This is a genomic window from Nonomuraea sp. NPDC048881, assembly GCF_040649795.1.
Lineage (GTDB): Bacteria > Actinomycetota > Actinomycetes > Streptosporangiales > Streptosporangiaceae > Nonomuraea.
In genome coordinates, this window is the sequence record NZ_JBEZGC010000003.1 from 105,978 (window position 1) to 126,681 (window position 20,704).

Consider the following 20,704-nt stretch of genomic DNA (forward strand, 5'->3'; position numbering starts at 1 on the left):
GCCCCCTTGACCCGAGCCGTCACGGACTGGCAATGTGCGTAGCCTACTGGTCAGACCAGTGCACTAGCCAGGAGGCTGTAAGACATGAGGCGAATCGGAATCTGGATCGCCGTGGGCGGTCTCCTGCTGGTCACAGCCGCCTGTGGCGGCGGTTCCGGCTCGGGCGGTTCCGGCACCGCGGGCACCCCCAAGGCCCAGTCCCTGTCCGTAGGGTTCGTGGCCGAGCCGGCCAACCTCGACTTCACCGCCACCGAGGGCGCGGCCATCCCGCAGGCGTTGCTGGTCAACGTCTACGAGGGCCTGGTCAAGCTCGACCAGGACGGCTCGATCAAGCCGCTGCTGGCCGAGAAGTGGTCGGTCTCCGACGACCGGAAGACCTACACCTTCACCCTGCGCAAGGGCGTCACGTTCAGCAGCGGGGCGCCGTTCACGGCCGACGACGTGGTGTTCTCGCTCGACCGGGTCAGAAGCGACTGGAAGCTCAAGATCAAGGCCCAGCTCGACGTCATCGACAAGGTGACCAAGACCGACGACGCCACCGCCGTCGTCACCCTCAAGCGGCCGAGCAACGGCTTCCTCTACGCCCTGGCCACCCGCCTCGGCGCCATGTTCAGCCGCACCGGCGTGGCCGACCTGGCCAACAAGCCCGTCGGCACCGGGCCGTACACGCTCGGGGCGTGGAAGCGCGGCGAGTCGATCCAGCTCGCCGCCAACCCCTCCTACTGGGGCGCCAAGCCGGCGCTGTCGGCGATCACGCTGAAGTACTTCAAGGACGCCACGGCGATGAACAACGCGCTGCTGACCGGCGGCATCGACGTCATCTCCGCCGTGCAGGCCCCCGAGTCGCTGCAGCAGTTCGCCGATCCGAACCGGTTCCAGACGGTCGAGGGCACCACCAACGGCGAGGTCGTGCTGTCCATGAACAACGCCCGGCCGCCGTTCGACGACGTCAAGGCCCGCCAGGCCGTCCGGTACGCCATCGACCACAAGGCGCTGCTGGACACCGCGTGGGCCGGGCGCGGCCAGCTCATCGGCTCGATGGTGCCGCCCACCGACCCCTGGTACGAAGACCGCACCGGCGACTACCCCCACGACCCGGCCAAGGCCAAGGAACTGCTGGGCGGCAGGACGCTGACGGTCAAGATGCGCATCCCCAACCTGCCGTACGCGGTGGCGAGCGCGCAGGTCGTGAAGTCGCAGCTGGCCCAGGTGGGCATCACGGCCGACATCGAGCCGCTGGAGTTCCCGGCCCGCTGGCTGGACGTGGTGTTCAAGCAGGGCGACTACGACCTGTCCATCATCAACCACGTCGAGCCCCGCGACATGGGGATTTTTGCCGATAAATCGTATTACTTCCACTATGACAACCCCGAGTTCGGCAAACTCCTCGCCTCCGCCGACGCCGGCACCGAGCAGCAGCAGACCGACGACCTGAAGAAGGCCGCCAAGCTGCTCTCCGACGACGCCGCCGCCGACTGGCTGTTCCTGTTCCCCAACCTGATCGTGGCGAAGAAGGGCGTCACCGGGCTGCCGAAGAACGCCATCGCGGAGTCCTTCGACTTCACCGGTCTCGCCAAGCAGTGACGCTCTACCTGCTCAAACGGCTGGCGGTGCTGATCGTGAGCGCCGCCGTCGCCGCCGTCGCGGTGTTCGCGTTCATGGCGCTGCTGCCCGGCGACCCGGCCGAGATCGCGCTCGGCGTCAACGCCACCCCCGACGCGGTCGCCGCGCTGCGCCGCCAGTTCGGCACCGACCGCCCGCCGGCCGTGCAGTTCCTCGACTGGATCGGCGGGCTGGCCCACGGCGACTTCGGCGTCTCCTACGTCACCAGCTCGCCCATCGGCCCGCAGATCGGCGAGCGGCTCGGCGTGACGGCCGTGCTGGTGCTGGGCGGCATGGTGCTGGCGCTGGCCGTCGCGGTGCCGCTCGGCACGTTCGCCGCCGTGCACCACCGCAACCCGCTCGGCGCGGCGATCAGCGCGGCCGGCCAGCTCGGCATCGCCGTCCCCGCCTTCCTGGCGGGCATCCTGCTGGTGTTCGTGTTCGCGGTGAAGGCCCAGGCCCTGCCCTCCGGCGGGTACGTCCCGATCGCCGACAGCCCGCAGGAGTGGCTGCGCTCGATGCTGCTGCCGTGGTTGTCGCTCGGGCTCGTCCAGGGCGCCGTGCTCACCCGCTACGTGCGCAGCGCCGTCCTCGACGTCATGCGCGAGGACTACCTGCGCACCGCCCGCGCCAAGGGCCGCGGCAGCGCCGGCGCCCTGTGGCGGCACGGCCTGCGCAACGCCTCGATCCCCGTGGTCACCGTGCTCGGCCTGCAACTGGCCACCCTGCTGGTCGGGGCGGTCGTGGTCGAGCGGGTCTTCGTGCTGCCCGGGCTCGGCGACCTGCTGCTCAACGGCGTCGCCGGGCGCGACCTGCTGCTCGTCCAGGGTGTGGTGATGGTGCTGGTGGCCGCGGTCCTGCTGATCAACTTCGTGGTGGACGTCGCCTACCGCCTGCTCGACCCGAGGCTGCGATGAAGGGCCGCGCGAACGCCGCGCTGCTGACCGGCGGCGCGCTGGTCGGGCTGGTGACGCTGGCCGCGCTGCTCTCGTTCGTCTGGACGCCGCACGACCCGACCCTCGTCGACGCCGCCCGCAAGCTGCGCGACCCCGGCGGCGGCTACCTGCTCGGCGCCGACAAGTTCGGCCGCGACACCCTCAGCCAGCTCATGGTCGGCGCGCGCACCACCCTCTACGTCGGCGTGGTGGCCGTCGGGATCGCCGCCGTCCTCGGCGTGCCGCTCGGCGTGGTCGCCGGGATGACGCCGCGCGGCTGGCTGTCGGAGCTGATCATGCGGGTCAACGACCTGGTGTTCGCCTTCCCCGCGCTGCTGCTGGCCGTCATGCTGGGCGCGGTCTACGGAGCCGGCACGCTCACCGCGATGATCGCGATCGGCGTGGCCACCGTGCCCGCGTTCGCGCGGGTGGCCCGCGCCGCGACGCTCCAGGTCATGGTGACCGACTACATCCTGGCCGCGCGCGCCGCCGGCCGCCGCCGGGGCGCGATCGCCGTGCGGCACGTGCTGCCGAACATCGGGTCCGTGCTGATCGTGCAGGCGTCGGTGTCGTTCGCGATCGCGATCCTGGCCGAGGCGGCGCTGTCGTTCCTCGGGTTCGGCACCCGGCCGCCGACCCCGTCCTGGGGGCGGATGTTGCAGGAGTCGCAGGAGCTGCTGTTCTCCACCCCGCGCCTGGCGCTGTGGCCGGGCCTGGCGATCGCGCTCGCCGTCCTCGGGTTCAACCTGCTCGGCGACGGGCTGCGCGACCACCTCGATCCGAAGCTCAGGAGGGTCCGTGCTGACGGTTGAGGGGCTTTCCGTACGGGCCGGCGCGGTGGGGCTCGTGCACGACGTGTCGTTCGCGATCGGGCCCGGCGAGCGGGTCGGGCTGATCGGCGAGTCCGGGTCCGGCAAGTCGCTGACCGCGCTGTCGCTCATGGGCCTGCTGCCCGAGGGCGTCACCGCGTCCGGCACGGCCAGGCTGGGGGAGCGCGACCTGCTCGGCGTGCCCGAGAAGCGGCTGAAGGACCTGCGCGGGCGCGAGTTGTCCATGGTCTTCCAGGAGCCGATGACCGCGCTCAACCCGCTCATGCGCGTCGGCGCGCAGGTCGCCGAGGCCCTGACCCTGCACGGCGTCCCCCGCGCCGAGGCCGGGCGGCGCGCGCTCGCGCTGCTGGACCGCGTCCGGCTCCCCGAACCCGGGCAGATCGCCCGCGCCTACCCCCATCAGCTCTCCGGCGGCCAGCGGCAGCGCGTCATGCTCGCCATCGCCCTGGCCAACGAGCCGGGGCTGCTCGTCTGCGACGAGCCGACCACCGCGCTCGACGTCACCGTGCAGAAGCAGATGCTGGAGCTGATCGCCGAGGTCGCCCCCGCGCTGCTGTTCATCACCCACGACCTGGCGGTGGTGGCCTCCGTCTGCGAGCGGGTGATCGTCATGTACGGCGGCCGCGTCGTCGAGACCGGGACCGTCCGCGAGGTCTTCACCCGCCCCCGCCACCGATACACCGAGGGCCTGCTGGCCGCCTCCCGGCTCACGCCGCGCGGCACCAGGCTCCCGACCATCAAGGGCAGCGTGCCGCCCGCGGGCGCCTTCCCCGAGGGCTGCGTGTTCCGCAACCGCTGCCCGCACGCCACCCCGCGGTGCGAGACCCCGCCGGCGCTGACAGGAGACGGCCATGCCCACGCATGCTGGCACCCCGCAGAATGAGCCACTGGGTGACCCACCGGGTGGGCCGTTGATCGAGGCGCGCCGGCTCAGCCGCGTCTACCACCGCCCGCGCACCTCGCTCACCAGGCCGGGCGCGCCCGTCCACGCCCTGCGGGAGGTGTCGCTGACCGTCCGCCGCGGCGAGCGGTTCGGCATCGTCGGCGAGTCCGGCTCCGGCAAGTCCACGCTGCTGCGCCTGCTGTGCGGCCTGGACCGGCCCACCGGCGGGTCCGTCGTCTTCGACGGGCGGGAGATCACCGGCCTGCCGGAGCGGCGGCTGCGCTTCCTGCGGGAGAACCTGCAGATCGTCTTCCAGGACCCGATGAGCTCGCTCGACCCGCGCATGCGCGTGCGGGACCTGGTGGCCGAGCCGCTGGTCGCGCTCGGCCTGCCGGTCGGCGGCCGGGTGGCCGAGCTGCTGGAGGAGGTCGGCCTGCCCGCCTCGGCCGCCGACCGCTACCCTCACCAGTTCTCCGGCGGCCAGCGGCAGCGCATCGCCATCGCCCGCGCGCTCGCGCCCCGGCCGAAGGTGCTGGTCGCCGACGAGCCCGTCAGCGCCCTCGACGTGTCCGTCCGCGGCCAGATCCTCAACCTGCTCGCCGACCTGGTGGACGAGCTGGGCCTCACGCTCGTGTTCGTCTCGCACGACCTGTCGGTGGTCCGGCACGTGTGCGAGACCGTGGCCGTCATGAGCGGCGGCGAGATCGTCGAGACCGGCCCGGTGGACGACGTCTGGGCCGCGCCGCGCCACCCGTACACGCGTGACCTGCTGCAGGCCGTACCGACCCTGGAGGGATTGTTGTGATCGAGGTCGACGAGCGGGGAGTCGTGGAGTTCACGCAGGCCCTGGTGCGCATCCCCAGCACCAACGACCCCGCGCGCGGGCGCACCGAGCGGCCCGCCGCCGAGCTGGTCGAGGCCAGGATGCGGGAGTGGGGCTGGGACCCGGTCGTGAGCGAGGCCGCCGCCGGGCGGCCCAACGTCGTCGCGGTGGTCGAGGGCGGCGGCGGCGACGGGCCGACGCTGATGTTCGAGGGCCACACCGACGTCGTGACCGAGGGCGACCTGTCCACCTGGACCGTCGACCCGTTCGGCGGCGAGATCCGCGACGGGCGGCTGTGGGGCCGGGGCAGCGCCGACATGAAGTCCGGCCTGGCCGCCACCCTCTACGCCACCCGCGCACTCCAGCTCGCCGGCCCGTTCCCCGGCCGGATCAAGGTGTGCGCGCTGGCCGACGAGGAGGGCCTGATGATCGGCGCCCACCACTTCGTCGCCTCCGGCCTGGCCGACGGCGTGGACGGCGCGATCGTCGCCGAGCCCGAGGCCGGGGAGATCTGCGCGGTGGCCAAGGGCGCGCTGCGGCTGCGCGTCGACCTCACCGGCAAGATGGCCCACGGCGCGATGCCGCAGCACGGCCGCAACCCCGTCCAGGCGGTCGGCACGCTGCTGGTCGCCCTGAGCGGCCTCCAGCGGGAGCTCCAGGAACGGCATCCGGCCCACGAGCACCTCGGCGAGGTGTACGTCACCCCGACCGTGGTCCGGGCGGGCAGCGAGGAGCAGGTCAACGTCATCCCCGCCACGGCGTCCGTCTTCGTCGACGTGCGCACGATCCCCGGGCTGGAGCACAAGGTCGTGGCCGACCGGGTGGCCGCCCTCGCCGCGGCCGGGGACGGGATCGAGGCGTCGGTGTCGGTCCTGGTGGACCGGCCGCCGGTGGACGTGCCGGTGACCGACCCGGTGGTGGCCGCGCTGGCGGCGGCCCACCGTACGGTGACGGGGGAGGAGCCGGTCTACGGCGGCGTGCCGGGCTCGACGGACGGGACCGTGCTGACCCACTGGGGCGGCGTCCCCTCGGTCGTGTACGGCCCCGGCGGCAAGTGGATCGCCCACCAGGCGGACGAGTACGTCGAGGTCGCCGAGATCGTCCGGTGCACCCGGGTGTTCGCCGAGGCGGCGCGGCGCTTCCTGCACCGGGACTTCTGATGCTCGCCGAACCAGCCCCCGGCATGCGTCCCGGGCCGACGAACTCGCTGGTGGACGTCGCCGGGCTGCGCGTCGGGCACGCGCACCGGGTGGGCGGCGGCTACCGCACGGGCACGACCGTGGTGCTGGCGCCGCCGGAGGGCGTGGTGGCCGGCGTCGACGTGCGCGGCGCCGCTCCCGGCACCCGCGAGACCGAGTTGCTCGATCCGCGCAACCTGGTCGAGCGCGTGCACGCCGTCGTGCTGTCGGGCGGCAGCGCGTACGGGCTGAGCGCGGCGTGCGGGGTGATGGACGGGCTGGCCGACGCGGGCATCGGCTTCCCGGTGGCGGGCGGCGTGGTGCCCATCGTCCCGTCGGCCGTCATCTACGACCTCGGGCGCGGCGGCGACTTCCGCGCCACCCCCGACGCCGCCCTCGGCGCCGCCGCCTACGCCGCCGCCCGCACTCCGGCGCACGAACCGCCCTTCCCCGCACCCCCGCCCCGCCGCGGCGGCAGCGCGGACGCCTCCTCCCCGCGGACGGCCGCCCGCTACGGCGACGCCTCCCACCATGGCGGCGCGGCCCGGCACGCCACCGCGCCCCCCACGGCCAGCGGGTCCATCGGGGCCGGGGCCGGGGCGATGGCGGGCGGCCTGGCCGGCGGCGTCGGGACGGCCAGCGCCGTCCTGCCCGGCGGCGTCACCGTGGCCGCCCTGGCCGTCGTCAACGCCGCCGGATCCGTGCTCGACCCCGCGGGCGCCACCCTCGCCGGCGTCCGCTACGGCCTGCCGGGCGAGTTCGGCCACCTGCGCCGCCCGGACCCCGCCGAGGCCGGGGCGTGGCAGCCGGACAAGGTCACCTCGTTCAACACCACCATCGGCGTGGTGGCCACCGACCTCACCCTCACCAAGGCCCAGTGCGGCAAGCTGGCCGGGGTGGCCCACGACGGCCTGGCCAGAGCCATCCGGCCGGCCCACACCATGGTCGACGGCGACACCGTCTTCGGCCTGGCCGCCTGCGCCCGCCCGGCCCCCGGCCCCGACGGGCTCCAGGACGTCCTGGCCGCCGCGGCCGACGTGTTCAGCCGGGCGGTGGCCCACGCCATGCTCGCCGCCACCGGCCGCGAGGACGCGCCCGCGTACCTCGACGTGTTCCCGAGCGTCCTAGGGGGAGACAGATGACCTGGCCGGACGGCCTGCCCATCGGAGACGGATGGACCGCCACCGAGGACACCACCGAGGTGATCTTCCCCTACGACGGCTCGGTGGTGGCCCGCGCCCCGCTGGGCACCCCCGCCCACGCCGCCCGCGCCCTGGAGGCGGCGCTGGCCGTCGCGCCCGCCATGGCCGCGCTGCCCTCGCACGCCCGCCGCGCCGCGCTCATGGCCGCGCACGACGCGCTCGCCGCCCGCCGCGAGGAGTTCGAGCGGCTGCTCGTCCTGGAGACCGGCAAGCCGCTGGTCGACTGCCGGGTCGAGGTGGCCAGGACGCTGCTCACCCTCGCCACGGCCGCCGAGGAGGTCGCCCGGCTGCACGGCGAGACCGTCCCGCTGGACCTGCTGCCGTCGGGGGAGGGGCTGATCGGGTTCTGGACGCGGCGGCCGATCGGCGTCGTCGTCGGGATCACCGGCTACAACTACCCGCTGCTCCTGGCCGCCCACAAGATCGCTCCGGCGGTCGCGGCCGGCTGCCCGGTGATCGTCAAGCCCGCCCCGGCGACGCCCCTGGCCACGCTCCGGCTGGTGCACCTGCTCCGCGAGGGCGGCCTGCCGCCCGCCGGCGTCCAGCTCGTCACCGGGGACGTCGAGGTCGGCCGCACGCTGGTCGAGGACCGGCGGATCGGCGCGGTCTCCTTCACCGGCTCGGCCGCCGCCGGGCACGCCATCGCCCGCGCCGCCGCCCCCACCAAGGTGCTGCTCGAACTCGGCTCCAACGCCGCCCTCGTGGTCGCCGCCGACGCCGACCTGGCGGCCGCCGCCGACGCCGTCGTGCGCGGCGGCTACTACGCCTCCGGCCAGGCGTGCATCGCGGTGCAGCGGGTGCTGGTGGAAGAGCCGGTACGGGCGGAGTTCCTGGCGCTGCTGGCCGCCCGCGTCAAGGACGTCGCCGTCGGCGACCCGCGCCTGCCCGGGACGCGCGTGGCCCCGCTGATCGACGCCGCCGCCACCGACCGCGTCCTTGCCTGGATCGGCGACTCGGGCGCCGAGGTGGTCGCCGGCGGGGTGCGCGAGGGCCGGGCGATCGCGCCGACCGTGCTGTCCGGCGTGCCCGACGGCGCCGCGGCGTGGGACGAGGAGATCTTCGGCCCGGTCGTGTGCGTCCGCGGGGTGCCGGACCTCGACGCCGCCTTCGAGGCCGTCAACCGCTCCCGGTACGGCCTGCACGCCGCCGTCTACACCCGCTCGCTGGCCACCGCCTTCACCGCGATCGAACGCATCCAGACCGGCGGCGTGGTGGTGAACGAGGTGCCCGGCTTCCGCGCCGACAACATGCCGTACGGCGGCGTCAAGGACTCGGGCAGCGGCCGCGAGGGCCCGCGCTTCGCCATGGAGGAAATGACGGTGACCAGAATGGCGATCATCCGCCCCTGACGGCCGCTGTAGGGTGGCGCCCAAACGGCGAGGAGGCGCGTGCCTTGGCCTTACGTACGGACGAGCCGATGGTTGTCCCGCGAGCGCGCGGCGGCAGGGCTCTGCCCGTGCTCGCCGCCCTCCTGGCCGTCGCTCTGACCTGCGCGGGCACGGCCTGGTGGCTTGAGCGCGGGCAGGCGCGGGACCGGGAGCGCGTCGCGCTGGCTCACGGGCTCGCGCTGCACGCCGCCGAGCTGCGCGAGGACGATCCGGTCAAGGCGCGCGACCTCGGCCTGGCCGCTGTGGGCGTGCACGCCGACGACCAGACCCGCGCCGGGCTGACCGACACCCTCCTGCTGTGGCGCAGGGACGACCTCCGGCCCCGCGACTCCGGCGGCGTCCGGCACGCCGAGCTGAGCGGCGACGGACGCGTCGGCCTGGTCGCCGGGAACGGCAAGGCCGAGGTCTGGCGGCTCGGCTCCGGGAGATCGGTCACGCTGGACGGGCCCGAGGGCGCGGCGCCGGCGCTCTCCCACGACGGCCGCACCGCTCTGACCGGCGGCGACGACGGCGCCACGACCGTGTGGGACCTCACCGATGCCGCCCGCCCGGCCCGGCGGGCGACGTTGCCGGGCGTGGCGGCGAAGGGGCCGCTCGACGACGTCCAGGCGGTGGCGGTGAGCCGGGACGGCCGGGTCGCCGCGGTCGCCGACTCCGCCGGGAACCTGCTGGTGTGGGACCTGACCGTAGGCGACCACCCGGTCCGGCGCTCGGTCACCGCCGTCCACGACTCCCCGACGGCGGACCTCGACCTCAGCGGCGACGGCAGGACGGCGGTCACCACGGCCGACGATGGCCCGGTGACGATCTGGAACCTGGCGGACCCGGCGCACCCGGTCAAGGCGGCCGAGCTGACCCCGTCCATTCACAACGGCACGGCCGCCGCCCTGAGCGGCGACGGACGCGTCCTCGTCGTCGCGCGGCGCGACCCGGGGGCCGACTGGCGGAGCCAGGCGGAGGTCTGGACGCTCGCCGACCCGGCCCGTCCGGCCCGCCCGGTCCGGACCGCCGTCATCGGGATGCCTCCGGCGGACATGCTCGACGTGGCCCTCACACCCGACGGCGGGACCGCTCTCCTGGCGGGCTCCAACGGCAACGGATCGCTCTGGGACCTGTCCGTCCCTTCCCGGCCCGTCCGGCTGGCCGGGCTGCGCGGGTACCCGTCTGAGGTGCGGGGGGTGGCGTTGAGCGACGGCGCCCGCAGCGCCCTGTTGGCCGCCCCCGACAGCACCACCTTCTCCCTCTGGGACCTCCACGACCTGCGGCAGGTGGTCGCCGACCCCGAGCAGGCCCTGTGCGACGGCGGCTCCCGGATGTTGAGCAGGGCGGACTGGGACCGCTACACCGGCGGCGCGGACCCCTCGGACCACGGCGGCGGCGACGGGGACGTGAGCCTCTGCTCCCTCCGATGAGGGTAACGGTTTGACCAGATGTCTTTACCTTGCCGCAGCGGTCGCGTTGGATGGCGCGCATGGTGGAGATCACGCGCAGAACGGTGTTCAAGGCGGGTGCGGCAAGCGCTTTCCTCGCGGGCGGCGGCCCGGGGACGGCGGCACTGGCGGCGTCCGGCCTGGTGGGAGGACCGGCTGCCGGGGGAGTGGCCGCCGAAGGGCTGGAGCAGCGGGCCATGGCGATGGACCCGCCGGTGTTCCTGCTGGAGAGCGCCGTCCCGCCGCACTTCGCCGCCGGGCCCGGCTCCACGTTGTCGATCAGCGACCGGGTCGCCGTGTGCGGGACGCGGTCGCTGCGCTGGGAGCACGCGAGCCGTGACGTGATCACCGTGCGGGCGCCGCTGCGGTGGGTGCCCGACCCCTACCGGCTCGGCGACGACCAGGCGTGGCAGGGGCTGGTGGACGCGTTCTGCGTGTGGGTGCACAACGCCGAGCCGGTGGACGACGTGCTGCGGTTCGAGTTCGGGCGGGGTGAGCGCACCGACCTGTGGTTCGAGTTCCGGCTCGGGTTCAGCGGGTGGCGTACCGCCTGGGTGCGGTACGCCTACGACATGCACGGCCGGCCCCACCCCGACATGGACACCCTGCGGATCGTCGCCCCGCGCAGGGCCGGGACCCTGCACCTCGACCAGCTCATGCTCAACGTGCCGCTGCGTCCCGACGCCCCCTGCCGCGACCACCAGCTCCCCGACATCGCCCCCGAGGGCGACGAGTACGACAACCAGCACTGGCAGGCCCTCCACCGCTTCGACCGGCTGCTGGCCACCGTCGAGCCCGACCTGTCGCCGCCGTCCGCCGCCGAGCTGGCCTCGCTGCGCGCCCTGCACGCCCGCTACCACGACGAGTACCTGACCGCCCAGGTCAAGCCGGACGTGCCGGGACTGACGGCGCAGGTCGCCGCTCTGGAGGGCCGTCCCACGCACGCCTACCAGGCGCAGATCTACCCGGCCGGGATCGCCGCCGAGCTCAAGGCGTTCGTGAACCCGGTCACGCTGCGCGCCTGCACCGACCTGATGAAGACGATCGCCCAGGCCCACCAGGCCGCCCCCGCCGAACGTCCCGCGCTGGCCGCCCTCTACCTGCGCATGGTCGCCCACCTGCGGGAACAGGGCTGGACGAAGGGCAGCTGCCAGGGCACGATCCACCACCTCGGCTACGACGTCCGCGGCCTGTACGACTCCGTCCATCTCATGCGGGACGCCCTGCGCGAGGCGGGGGAGTTGCAGCGGGTACGAGCGGACCTGGAGTGGCTGAGCGGACTCGGCCGGATCTTCCGCGGTTTCGGCTTCCGGATGGCCCGGGGCAGCATGATGGACCTCTACAACACCACGGTCCGCGGCATGCTCGCGGCCGTGCTGCTGCGCGACGGCGAGGCGCAGCAGGTGGCGTACCTGCGGGCGCTGCGCGACTGGCTGAACGCCACCCTCCTGCCCACCGACGGCATCCAGGACGGCATCAAGGTGGACGGCACCGCCTTCCACCACGTCGGCTTCTTCCCCGACTACGTCCGCGACGGCTTCGCCGGGCTCGCGCCGCTGGTCTACGTCCTGCACGGCGGCTCGTTCGCGATCTCGCCCGAGGCGTCCGGCTGGCTGCGCAAGGCGCTGCTCACGCAGCGGGTCTACGCCAACAAGAACCACTGGCCGATCTCCATCAGCGGCCGCAATCCCAGCGGCGCCACCGCGCTGTCGATCGTGCCGTTCGAGTGGCTTGCCCCGATCGACGATGAGATCGCCGCCGCCTTCCTGCGCCTGCTGCCCGGGAACCCGACGCCGCGGCAGAAGGAGCTCGCGGCCCGGCTCGCCGCGCGCGGCATCGCCCCGGAACCGGCTCCGACCGGCGCCTGGGCGCTCAACTACGCGGCGCTGGCCGTGCACCGCCGCGACGAATGGCAGATCACCGTACGCGGGCACAACCGCTACCTGTGGAGCACCGAGATCTACGTCGGCGCCAACTGGTACGGCCGCTACAACACCTACGGCCAGATCCAGGTCCTGCACCGCGGCGACCCCGTCACCAACCAGGACAGCGGCTACGCCCAGCCCGGCTGGGACTGGAACCGCCGCCCCGGCACCACGGTCATCCACAAACCGCTCGACCAGCTCAAGGGCGACCTGACCGGGGCCATCGAGGAAATGCTCCTCACCGACTCCCGTTTCGCCGGAGCCTGCACCATCGACGGACGCAACGCCCTGTTCGCCATGGACCTGCACGGACACCCCAAGTACGACGGCACGCACCGGGCCCGCAAGTCGGTGTTCCTGTTCGACGACCGCGTCGTGGCCCTGGGCACCGGCATCACCAACGACGACACCGCGGACGAGACGGAGACCACCCTCTTCCAGACCCGGCTGCCGGCCAGGACCGCGCCCACCGTGGTGGACGGCGCCGCGGTCACGGCCTTCCCCCACCAGGCGCTCGACGGCGGCCCGCGCTGGCTGCTCGACGACAAGGGCATCGGCTACTACCTGGCGCCCGGGCAGAAAGTGGCCCTGACCCGCTCGGCCCAGACCTCCCGCAACAACGCCACGGAAGAGCCCACCAGCGGAGACTTCGCCACAGCCTGGATCAGGCACGGCACCGCCCCTCGGAACGGGACGTACGAGTACGCGATGGTGGTGAACGCCACGGCCGAGCGCATGGCCGGCTTCGCCGCCGCGATGGGGGACGCCGCGAACGCCCCCTACCGGGTGCTGCGCGCCGACACGGCGGCCCACGTCGTACGGGATCGGGACACCGGCATCACCGGGTACGCGGTGTTCGAGCGCACCCGTCTGGAAGGACTGGTACGCGAGGTGGACACGCCTTCGATGCTGCTCGTCCGTACGGAGGGGGAGACGCTGGTGATCGCGGTATGCGATCCGGACCTGCGCCTCTACGGCGGGATCGACCACGACCAGTACGAGAAGGGCCGCTACGTCGGGCACTACAGCCCGTGGTCGCGGCCCTGGCTGGCCAACCCGAGCCACCCGCACCGCATGAGGGTGACCCTGGACGGCCGGTGGCGGGCGGACGCCGGCCAGCCGTGCCGGGCGAGGATCACCGGGCCGCGCACGGTCCTGGAGTTCGAGACCGTGCACGGACGGCCGGTGCAGGTGCGGCTGAGTCCCGCGACCTGACCCGGGCGGGGGCGGGGGCGCCCCCGCCCGGGGATCACGCCCGCGACCGCGACGACCACCGTCCTGATCAGCCGGTTCACGTCCTGGTCAGGCGGGTTCACGTCCCGGTCACGGGGCGGGATGGTGCACGCCCGGTCAGCGGGTGTGCCGGTCGAGTTCCGCGCGGACCTCGCGCAGGTGGTGCCGGACCGCGGGGGCGCCGTCGCGCGCCAGGTCCCGCACCCAGCCGGAGTGACCGTCCCGCAGCTCGCGCCGGATCAGCGTGAGCGTCTGCTCGTGCGCCCCGGCCTCCAGGCGCAGCCACGCCCGGTCGAACCGGTGACCGGAACGGCGGGCGAGCACCGCGTCCAGGTCGTCGCGCTGGGCGGCGCTCGGCGCGTCAGGAAGGCTGACGCGCAGCCGGTGCGCGACCTCGCGCAGCCGGGCGTCGAGCTTGCGGTGGTCACGGATCAGCCGCCAGGCGATCTCGCGCACGTCCTCGTCGTGCGACCTGCGGAGCGCGGCCTTCCCGGCCGCGATCTCGGCGAGATTGCCGCGGTGCGCCTGCCGCAGGTACGCCCGGTCCTGGCCCGAGGCGTGGAACGCCTGGACGGACGGGGCGGCTGCGGCGCCGGGCGCGGCCACCGGCCGGACGGTGGTGGCGGCCTGGGCCGCGGCGGGGGCCGTGGCGGACACGGTCAACGCCAGCACGGCCGCGATTCCCGCGGGTGCTAAGTGGCTCCGTGCTGTTCTCATGAGTCCCTCCCTTCAATGGGACCCGTGCCTGCTGCCCCATCCGGTCGGGAGTATTCGAGTTAATTGGGTGGATCGAAACGGCCGTCCACGGCGGTCCAGCCGCCGTCCACGTACAACACCGAGCCCGTCACGAAGCTCGCCGCGTCGCCGGCCAGGTAGACCACCGCGCCGGCCATCTCGGGCGCGGTGGCCCACCGGCCGAGGGCGCTCTTGGCGGCGTACGCGGCGTACCAGTCGGGGTTGTCCTTGATCTGCCGGGTCAGCGGGGTCTCCACGACGCCGGGCGCGATCGCGTTGACGCGCACGCCGTGCGGGCCGAACTCGGCCGCCGCCGTCCGCAGCAACTGCACCAGCCCCGCTTTCGTGGCCGAGTAGACGCCCTGCCCCGGCTCGGTCACCGACGCCCGGATCGACGCGAACCCGATGATCGACCCGCGCCCCCGCCGCACCATTCCGGCGCCGAAGGCCCGCACCACGTCGAACGAGGCCCGCAGGTTCAGCCCCACCACCCGGTCGAACTCCTCGCCGGAGTAGTCGAGCAGCCGCTTGCGCACGTTCGTCGCCGCCGTGAACACCAGCACGTCGGCCGGCTCCTCGTCGGCGGCCGCCCGGACGGCGTCGGGGTCCAGCACGTCGAGCAGCCGGGCCGTGCCCCCGCACCCGGCGGCGGTCTCCTCCGCGGCGCCCAGGTCCCGGTCCGCGCACACCACGGACGCCCCATGCGCGGCCAGGGCGAACGCCGACTCCCTGCCGATCCCGCTGCCGGCCCCGATCACCACGGCCCGCCGCCCGTCGAGGCGGAACAGCGCGTCATATCCCGTCATGCTGAGAAACACTAGCGACTGGTCAGACCAGTACACCAGGTTCCCCGCCCACGACCCCACGCCCACGACCCCACGCCCACGACCCCACGCCCACGACCCCACGCCCACGACCCCACGCCCACGACCCCCCGCCCACGACCCCACGCCCACGACCCCCCGCCCACGACCCCACGCCCACGACCCCACGCCCACGACCCCACGCCCACGACCCCACGCCCACGACCCCACGCCCACGACCCCACGCCCACGACCCCCGCGCACGACCGTCCGCCCCACGACCCCCGCGCACGACCGTCCGCCCCACGACCTCCCGCGCACGACCGTCCGCCTCGCGCTGCCCTCCCCGCGCCGCCCGCCCTGGGATCCGGCATGTGGGGGCGCGGGGAATGGCCGATGGGTCAGGGGGCCGCGCCGGGGCGCGGCGCGTGGGGGCGTACGGACGCTGGCCCGAAACTGTCGGCGGCGCCTGCCAGGATGCGACTCATGACGACCATCGCAGGCTTCTGGGACGCCGCCGCCGACTCCTTCGACGACGAAGCCGACCACGGGCTCCGCGACCCCGACGTCAGGGCCGCCTGGGCGGCGCGCCTGGCCGAATGGGTGCCCGCCGGGCCGCTCGACGTGCTCGACCTGGGCTGCGGCACGGGCTCGTTGTCGTTGCTGCTGGCCGTCCAGGGCCATCGTCTGACCGCCGTCGACCTGGCCCCGCGCATGGTCGAACGCGCCCGGGCCAAGCTGGCCGCCACCGGCGCCACGGTGCTGACGGGAGACGCGGCCGCCCCGCCCGTCGGCGACCGCCGCTTCGACGTCGTGCTGGCCCGCCACCTGCTGTGGACCATCCCCGATCCGGAGGCGGCGCTGGCCCGCTGGGTGTCGCTGCTGCGCCCCGGCGGCCGGCTGGTGCTGGTCGAGGGCCGCTGGCAGACCTCCGGCGGGCAGTCCGACTACGTGCCTGGCGAGCACTTCCCGTGGATGGGCGGCGTCACCGCCGACAACCTGACCACGGCCCTCCGTCCCCTGGTCGGCGACCTTCAGGTGCATCCCATGCCCGACCCGGCACTGTGGGGCAAGGAGATCACCGACGAGCGCTACGCGGTGGTGGCCACGCTCTGAGAACAGGCCCGGCGGGCCCCGGGAGTGCCGGATGTCCGGCATCGGCTTCCGGCTTCCGGCTGGAGCCTGACCCGTGGTCACTGCTGGACGAGCGCCGCCCTGTCAGGGGGCGGCGGTCCAGGCGGCCGTACGATGGGCCCTTTCATCGGGGAAAGGGCGGGCGCGGTGGTGGGCAGGACGTTCGAGATCGCCGGTGAGCTGCGGGTACGACGCCTCGGCTACGGCACCGCCCAGCTCACGGGCCCCGGCTACTGGGGCCCGCGCCTGACGCCCGGCGAGGCGGTCGCGCTCCTCCGCCTGGCCGTCGACCGCGGCGTCACGCTCATCGACACCGCCGACAACTACGGCCCGGACATCGCCGAGGAGCTGATCGCCCAGGCCCTCCATCCGTACCCCGGCGACCTGGTGCTGGCGACCAAGGGCGGCGTGATCCGCACCGGTCCGGACAAGTGGCACCCGGCCGGACGTCCCGAGGATCTGCGCGCCATGTGCGAGGCGAGCCTGCGCCGTCTGCGCACCGACACCATCGACCTGTACCAGCTCCACCGCATCGACCCCGCGGTGCCGCTCGCCGACCAGCTCGGCACGCTGGCCGAACTGCGCGAAGAGGGCAAGATCCGGCACATCGGGCTCGACACCGTCACCCTGGACCAGCTCGACGAGGCGCTGACCGTCCTGCGGCCGGCGTCGGTGCAGAACCGGTTCAACATGCTGGACCGGGAGTCGGAGCCGGTGCTCGCGCGCTGCGAAGAACTGCGCATCGCGTTCCTGCCCTGGTTCCCCCTCGGAAACGGTTCCCTCGCCGCGGGGTCCGGGACGGGGGCGGCGATCGAGCGGGTGGCCGCCCGGCACGGCGCGACGTCCGGGCAGGTGGCGCTGGCGTGGCTGCTGCACCGCTCCCCGGTCGTCCTGCCCACGCCCGGCACCGGCTCGGCCGTCCATCTGGCGGAGAACCTGGCCGCCGCCGACCTCACGCTGACCGACGAGGACACGCGCACACTGGACGCCCTCACGTCCTGATCCGCCGCGACCGCGAACTCCCGCCCGGTCAGGCCCCCTCCGCTCTTTCGTCCTTTCCGACGCCCTCCGCCGCGACGAGCGCGCTGCCCGGCGGCGCTCGGGGCCGCCCTGAACGCGTTCAAAAGACGGGAGTAGGGTCGGCAGAGTGAAGACCGTGATTCCCGGAGGAACCGGACAGGTCGGCGAGATCCTCCGCCGGGCGCTGACCTCCGCCGGCCACGAGGTCGTGGTGCTGACCCGCAGGCCGTCCCGGAGGGGCGAGGTCGCCTGGGACGGCGCGACCCTGGGCGCGTGGGCGCGCGAGATCGACGGCAGCGACCTCGTGGTCAACCTGGCCGGGCGGAGCGTGAACTGCCGTTACACCCCCGCCAACCTGCGGGCCATGATGGACTCGCGGGTGCGCTCCACCCAAGTCGTGGGACGGGCGATCGCCGCCGCCGCACGTCCGCCCCGGGCCTGGCTGCAGATGAGCACCGCCACCCTCTACGCCCACCGCTTCGACGCCCCCAACGACGAGGCGACCGGCCTGATCGGCGGCGACGAGCCCGGCGTCCCGGGCTACTGGCGCTACAGCGTCGAGATCGCCAAGGCCTGGGAGCGGGAGCAGGAGCGGGCCGAGACCCCGCACACGCGCAAGGTCGCCCTGCGCACCGCCATGGTGATGAGCCCCGACCGCGGCGGCGTCTTCGACGTGCTGCTGCGCATGACCCGGCTCGGCCTCGGCGGGCCGCTGGCGGGCGGCGCGCAGTACGTGTCCTGGATCCACGACCGCGACCTCGTCCGCGCGGTCGAGTTCCTGGCCGGGCGGGACGACCTGGACGGACCGGTCAACCTGGCCGCGCCCGGGCCGCTGCCGCAGGCCGCGTTCATGCGGACGCTCCGGTCCGCGTGGGGCGTGCCGGTGGGTCTGCCCGCGACGCGGTGGATGGCCGAGCTCGGCGCGTACGCGCTGCGGTCCGACACCGAGTTGCTGCTCAAGAGCCGCCGGGTGGTCCCGGGGCGGTTGCTGGAAGCGGGTTTCGCCTTCGACTACCCGCAGTGGCGGGAGGCCGCCGACGACCTCGTCCGGAGGGTGCGTCGCGGGAGGTGAGCGCGCCCGACGCCTCGCGGGAGCGGGCGAGGATCCTTGCGCGAATATCGTAAGGTGCCTTACGGTTTTCCTCATGATCAATTACAGCGAGATGGAGGACAGGCTGGGCGTGCCCATCGGGGTCGAGGAGGCACGGTCCCGCTGGGGGGCGCTGGTGGGCGCGGCGGGTGAGGGGCAGATCACGCTGATCACGCGGGAGCGGTGGGAGTGGGCCGCGCTGGTGCCGCTGTCCAAGGTTCCCGGGATGCTGACCGGATTGCCCGTGGTGTCGTTGTCCACCGCCAAGGCGAAGCTGGGGGAGCTCGTCCGGCAGGTCTCGGAGCCGTACGACGACAGCCCTGTGCTCCTGGCCCGGCACCGGACGCCGGTCGCCGCGCTGATCGCGGCCACCCGTCTGCTCGGGCCCGGATCCGGTGAGCGGGCCGCGCCGCAGAGGGCGGCCGACGTGGAGGCGCTGCTGCGCGACGGTTGCACGGTCACCCTGAGCCGCCATCCGACCGGGTCCGGCGTGATCGCCGTGGCGCGTGACGGCGTCGGCGGCGAGGTGGCCGTCGGCACCGGCGACACCGTGGAGCAGGCCCTCCGCACATTGGCCTGAACCTTCCCCACACGGGGCGCCGACTCCCGCAGCGCCCCCTGTGCCCGCCCCTTGCATCCGGATCCGCGTGCGGCACCCTCCGCGTGCGGCACCCTCTGCGTGCGGCACCCTCTGCGTGTGCGCCGCTGCGCGTGCACCTTCACGTGTGCGCCTCTGCTTGTGCGCCTCCGCCCGTGCCACTGCCCGCACGTGCCCCCACCCCACCTCACCGCCACCCTCGCCCGCGCCTGTGGCCGTACGTTCCTGGAGCTGGGATCTTGACAATCGGTGGGGCGGGCTCTTTCCTAGAGGGTGATTCTAGAAAGAGTGGGGCATGAACATGCAGGCGGTCCGGTGTGACTGAGTCCGAGGCCGTCGTGGCGGTGCCGGTGGCGGCGGCGGAGGATGAGGCGGCGCAGCTCCGGTACGCCTGGCGGGCCGTCTCGGTCACCAGCCTCGGCATGTTCCTGACCGGGCTCAACTCCAGCTCGCTCAACGTCGCCCTGCCCGCCGTCGTCGCGCACTTCCGCGTCGGCGCCTTCCTGGCGAGCTGGGTGCTGCTCGCCTACATGCTGGTCAGCTCGGTCGGGCTGGTGGTGTTCGGGCGGGTGGCCGACCTGTTCGGCAGGCGCGGCACGTACTTACTGGGGTTCGTGGTGTTCACCGCCGCGAGCCTGGCGGCCGGGTTCGCGCCCTCGATCGAGGTGCTGCTCGCGGCCCGCGTCGCCCAGGCGTGCGGCTCGGCCATGATCCTGGCCAACAGCTCGGCCATCCTGGCCCGCGCCTTCCCGCCGGCCCGGCTGGGCCGTGGCATGGCCGTCTACATGGCCATCATCTCCGTGGCGGGGCTCGTGGGGCCGTCGTTCGGCGGGTTCCTGGCGGGCGCGGCGGGCTGGCGGTGGATCTTCTGGTTCAACGTGCCCGTCGGGGTCGCGGCCATCGTGTGGGGCGCGGTCACCCTCCGCCCGGTGCCGAGGGGTCCGCGCGAGCGGCTGGACGTGCCGGGGATCGTCCTGCTGTTCACCTGGCTGAGCGGCCTGCTGCTGGCCCTGTCGCAGGGCAGCTCGCTCGGCTGGCTGAGCCCGTGGGTGGTGGCGGGCGGGGTGGCGTTCGCGGCGGCGGCCCCGGTGTTCGCGCTGGTCGAGTGGCGGAGCCGGACGCCGCTGCTCGACCTGCGGCTGTTCGGCGACCGCGGTTTCGCGCTGGCGAACCTGGCCGCCGTGCTCAACTCGCTCGGGCAGTTCTCGATCGTGCTGGTGATCTCGTTGTTCCTGCAGTCCACCCGGCAGTTCGAGCCCGCCCAGGCCGGGCTCGCCGTGCTGCCCGTCTCGGCCGCCTCGGCCCTGACCTCGCTGGTCGCCGGGGCGCTGACCGGACGGTTCCACCCGCGCACGGTGGCGGTGGCCGGCTCGGCGGTGAGCGCGGCGGGCATGGCGGTCATGCTGGCCGCGCTGGACCCGTCCGTGCCCTACGCCTGGCTCGGGACGGCGCTCGCGCTGGTGGGCGCGGGCAGCGGGCTGTTCATCACCGCCAACACCACCGCGATCATGATGGACGCGCCGCAGGACCGGCTCGGCGTGGTCAACGGTGTACGGCTCATGCTGGTCAACGTCTCGACCGTGATCAGCACCGCCATGTCGCTGGCGATCGTCGCCGCGTCCGTGCCGGCCGCCGAGCGGCACCTGGTCTACGCCGCCGACCCCGCCCGGCTGTCCGGCGTGGCCGACGTGTTGCAGGACGGTTACCGGCTGGCGGTGGGCGTCCTGCTGGTGCTCGCCGTGGCGGCCACCGTGGTCACGGCGGTGAGCCGGACGGGGGTGCGCCGGGCGGCGTAGCGGCTCACCTGGCGTCGAGCGAACGCGTCGGCGAGGGGGGCGAGGCGGCCAGGGATGAGGCGGCCAGGGGCGAGGTGGCGGGGGCGGGAATTGGAGTTC

Annotated in this window: 17 protein-coding genes; 15 read left to right on the plus strand and 2 right to left on the minus strand. The window is 74.0% G+C overall.

What is annotated here, in order from left to right:
• The first annotated feature begins 84 nt into the window (after window positions 1–84).
• From AB0C33_RS11370 to AB0C33_RS11415, 10 genes are all read left to right on the plus strand, one after another.
• Window positions 85–1,584 carry an ABC transporter substrate-binding protein gene (locus AB0C33_RS11370; RefSeq protein ID WP_358286188.1) on the plus strand — a complete coding sequence of 500 codons (1,500 nt, stop codon included), beginning with the start codon at window positions 85–87 and terminating at the stop codon, window positions 1,582–1,584.
• Complete coding sequence (locus AB0C33_RS11375; RefSeq protein ID WP_358286190.1) at window positions 1,581–2,519, plus strand: ABC transporter permease; 939 nt, start codon at window positions 1,581–1,583, stop codon at window positions 2,517–2,519. Before AB0C33_RS11370 ends, AB0C33_RS11375 begins: the two co-directional genes overlap by 4 nt.
• Window positions 2,516–3,349, plus strand: a complete 834-nt coding sequence (locus tag AB0C33_RS11380) for an ABC transporter permease (protein ID WP_358286192.1) — start codon at window positions 2,516–2,518, stop codon at window positions 3,347–3,349. Before AB0C33_RS11375 ends, AB0C33_RS11380 begins: the two co-directional genes overlap by 4 nt.
• Window positions 3,336–4,250 (plus strand): ABC transporter ATP-binding protein, encoded by a 915-nt coding sequence (locus AB0C33_RS11385; RefSeq protein WP_358286194.1) that lies wholly within the window; start codon window positions 3,336–3,338, stop codon window positions 4,248–4,250. Before AB0C33_RS11380 ends, AB0C33_RS11385 begins: the two co-directional genes overlap by 14 nt.
• 28 nt (window positions 4,251–4,278) lie before the next feature.
• Window positions 4,279–5,055, plus strand: coding sequence for an ATP-binding cassette domain-containing protein (locus AB0C33_RS11390; RefSeq protein ID WP_358286196.1), 777 nt, complete (start codon window positions 4,279–4,281; stop codon window positions 5,053–5,055).
• Window positions 5,052–6,233, plus strand: coding sequence for a M20 family metallopeptidase (locus AB0C33_RS11395; protein WP_358286198.1), 1,182 nt, complete (start codon window positions 5,052–5,054; stop codon window positions 6,231–6,233). The genes AB0C33_RS11390 and AB0C33_RS11395 overlap by 4 nt, the downstream gene beginning before the upstream one ends.
• On the plus strand, window positions 6,233–7,393 hold the full coding sequence (locus tag AB0C33_RS11400) for a P1 family peptidase (RefSeq protein WP_358286200.1): 1,161 nt from the start codon (window positions 6,233–6,235) through the stop codon (window positions 7,391–7,393). The genes AB0C33_RS11395 and AB0C33_RS11400 overlap by 1 nt, the downstream gene beginning before the upstream one ends.
• Window positions 7,390–8,802 carry an aldehyde dehydrogenase family protein gene (locus AB0C33_RS11405; protein ID WP_358286202.1) on the plus strand — a complete coding sequence of 471 codons (1,413 nt, stop codon included), beginning with the start codon at window positions 7,390–7,392 and terminating at the stop codon, window positions 8,800–8,802. The genes AB0C33_RS11400 and AB0C33_RS11405 overlap by 4 nt, the downstream gene beginning before the upstream one ends.
• 68 nt (window positions 8,803–8,870) lie before the next feature.
• Window positions 8,871–10,253, plus strand: coding sequence for a WD40 repeat domain-containing protein (locus AB0C33_RS11410; RefSeq protein WP_358286204.1), 1,383 nt, complete (start codon window positions 8,871–8,873; stop codon window positions 10,251–10,253).
• Window positions 10,254–10,312: 59 nt separating this feature from the next.
• Window positions 10,313–13,411, plus strand: a complete 3,099-nt coding sequence (locus tag AB0C33_RS11415) for a chondroitinase family polysaccharide lyase (RefSeq protein ID WP_358286206.1) — start codon at window positions 10,313–10,315, stop codon at window positions 13,409–13,411.
• A 135-nt stretch (window positions 13,412–13,546) separates the two neighbouring features.
• Here the strand turns inward: AB0C33_RS11415 and AB0C33_RS11420 are convergent, their stop codons facing one another.
• Window positions 13,547–14,146, minus strand: a complete 600-nt coding sequence (locus AB0C33_RS11420) for a DUF4142 domain-containing protein (protein ID WP_358286208.1) — start codon at window positions 14,144–14,146, stop codon at window positions 13,547–13,549.
• 59 nt (window positions 14,147–14,205) lie between these two features.
• A complete protein-coding gene (locus tag AB0C33_RS11425; RefSeq protein WP_358286210.1) occupies window positions 14,206–14,970 on the minus strand; it encodes an SDR family NAD(P)-dependent oxidoreductase in 765 nt (254 codons plus the stop codon).
• 483 nt (window positions 14,971–15,453) lie between these two features.
• Here AB0C33_RS11425 and AB0C33_RS11430 point away from each other — a divergent pair, with 483 nt between their 5' ends.
• From AB0C33_RS11430 to AB0C33_RS11450, 5 genes are all read left to right on the plus strand, one after another.
• Window positions 15,454–16,083: a class I SAM-dependent methyltransferase gene (locus AB0C33_RS11430; protein ID WP_358286212.1), complete on the plus strand. Its 630-nt coding sequence runs from the start codon at window positions 15,454–15,456 to the stop codon at window positions 16,081–16,083.
• Window positions 16,084–16,215: 132 nt separating this feature from the next.
• Entirely contained in the window at window positions 16,216–17,103 is an 888-nt protein-coding gene (locus AB0C33_RS11435) for an aldo/keto reductase (RefSeq protein WP_358286214.1), read from the plus strand.
• Between the two features lie 145 nt (window positions 17,104–17,248).
• Entirely contained in the window at window positions 17,249–18,193 is a 945-nt protein-coding gene (locus tag AB0C33_RS11440; protein WP_358286216.1) for a TIGR01777 family oxidoreductase, read from the plus strand.
• Window positions 18,194–18,266: 73 nt separating this feature from the next.
• Window positions 18,267–18,791 carry a type II toxin-antitoxin system prevent-host-death family antitoxin gene (locus AB0C33_RS11445; protein WP_358286218.1) on the plus strand — a complete coding sequence of 175 codons (525 nt, stop codon included), beginning with the start codon at window positions 18,267–18,269 and terminating at the stop codon, window positions 18,789–18,791.
• Between the two features lie 335 nt (window positions 18,792–19,126).
• Complete coding sequence (locus AB0C33_RS11450; RefSeq protein ID WP_358286220.1) at window positions 19,127–20,605, plus strand: DHA2 family efflux MFS transporter permease subunit; 1,479 nt, start codon at window positions 19,127–19,129, stop codon at window positions 20,603–20,605.
• Window positions 20,606–20,704: the final 99 nt, after the last annotated feature.

What these genes read in the sequence shown, in the direction of transcription:
- AB0C33_RS11370 (WP_358286188.1), top strand. Translation starts at nt 85, where the DNA reads ATGAGGCGAATCGGAATCTGGATCGCCGTGGGCGGTCTCCTGCTGGTC.
- AB0C33_RS11380 (WP_358286192.1), top strand. Translation starts at nt 2,516, where the DNA reads ATGAAGGGCCGCGCGAACGCCGCGCTGCTGACCGGCGGCGCGCTGGTC.
- AB0C33_RS11400 (WP_358286200.1), top strand. Translation starts at nt 6,233, where the DNA reads ATGCTCGCCGAACCAGCCCCCGGCATGCGTCCCGGGCCGACGAACTCG.
- AB0C33_RS11405 (WP_358286202.1), top strand. Translation starts at nt 7,390, where the DNA reads ATGACCTGGCCGGACGGCCTGCCCATCGGAGACGGATGGACCGCCACC.
- AB0C33_RS11410 (WP_358286204.1), top strand. Translation starts at nt 8,871, where the DNA reads ATGGTTGTCCCGCGAGCGCGCGGCGGCAGGGCTCTGCCCGTGCTCGCC.
- AB0C33_RS11415 (WP_358286206.1), top strand. Translation starts at nt 10,313, where the DNA reads ATGGTGGAGATCACGCGCAGAACGGTGTTCAAGGCGGGTGCGGCAAGC.
- AB0C33_RS11420 (WP_358286208.1), bottom strand. Translation starts at nt 14,146, where the DNA reads ATGAGAACAGCACGGAGCCACTTAGCACCCGCGGGAATCGCGGCCGTG.
- AB0C33_RS11425 (WP_358286210.1), bottom strand. Translation starts at nt 14,970, where the DNA reads ATGACGGGATATGACGCGCTGTTCCGCCTCGACGGGCGGCGGGCCGTG.
- AB0C33_RS11430 (WP_358286212.1), top strand. Translation starts at nt 15,454, where the DNA reads ATGACGACCATCGCAGGCTTCTGGGACGCCGCCGCCGACTCCTTCGAC.
- AB0C33_RS11435 (WP_358286214.1), top strand. Translation starts at nt 16,216, where the DNA reads ATGGGCCCTTTCATCGGGGAAAGGGCGGGCGCGGTGGTGGGCAGGACG.
- AB0C33_RS11445 (WP_358286218.1), top strand. Translation starts at nt 18,267, where the DNA reads ATGATCAATTACAGCGAGATGGAGGACAGGCTGGGCGTGCCCATCGGG.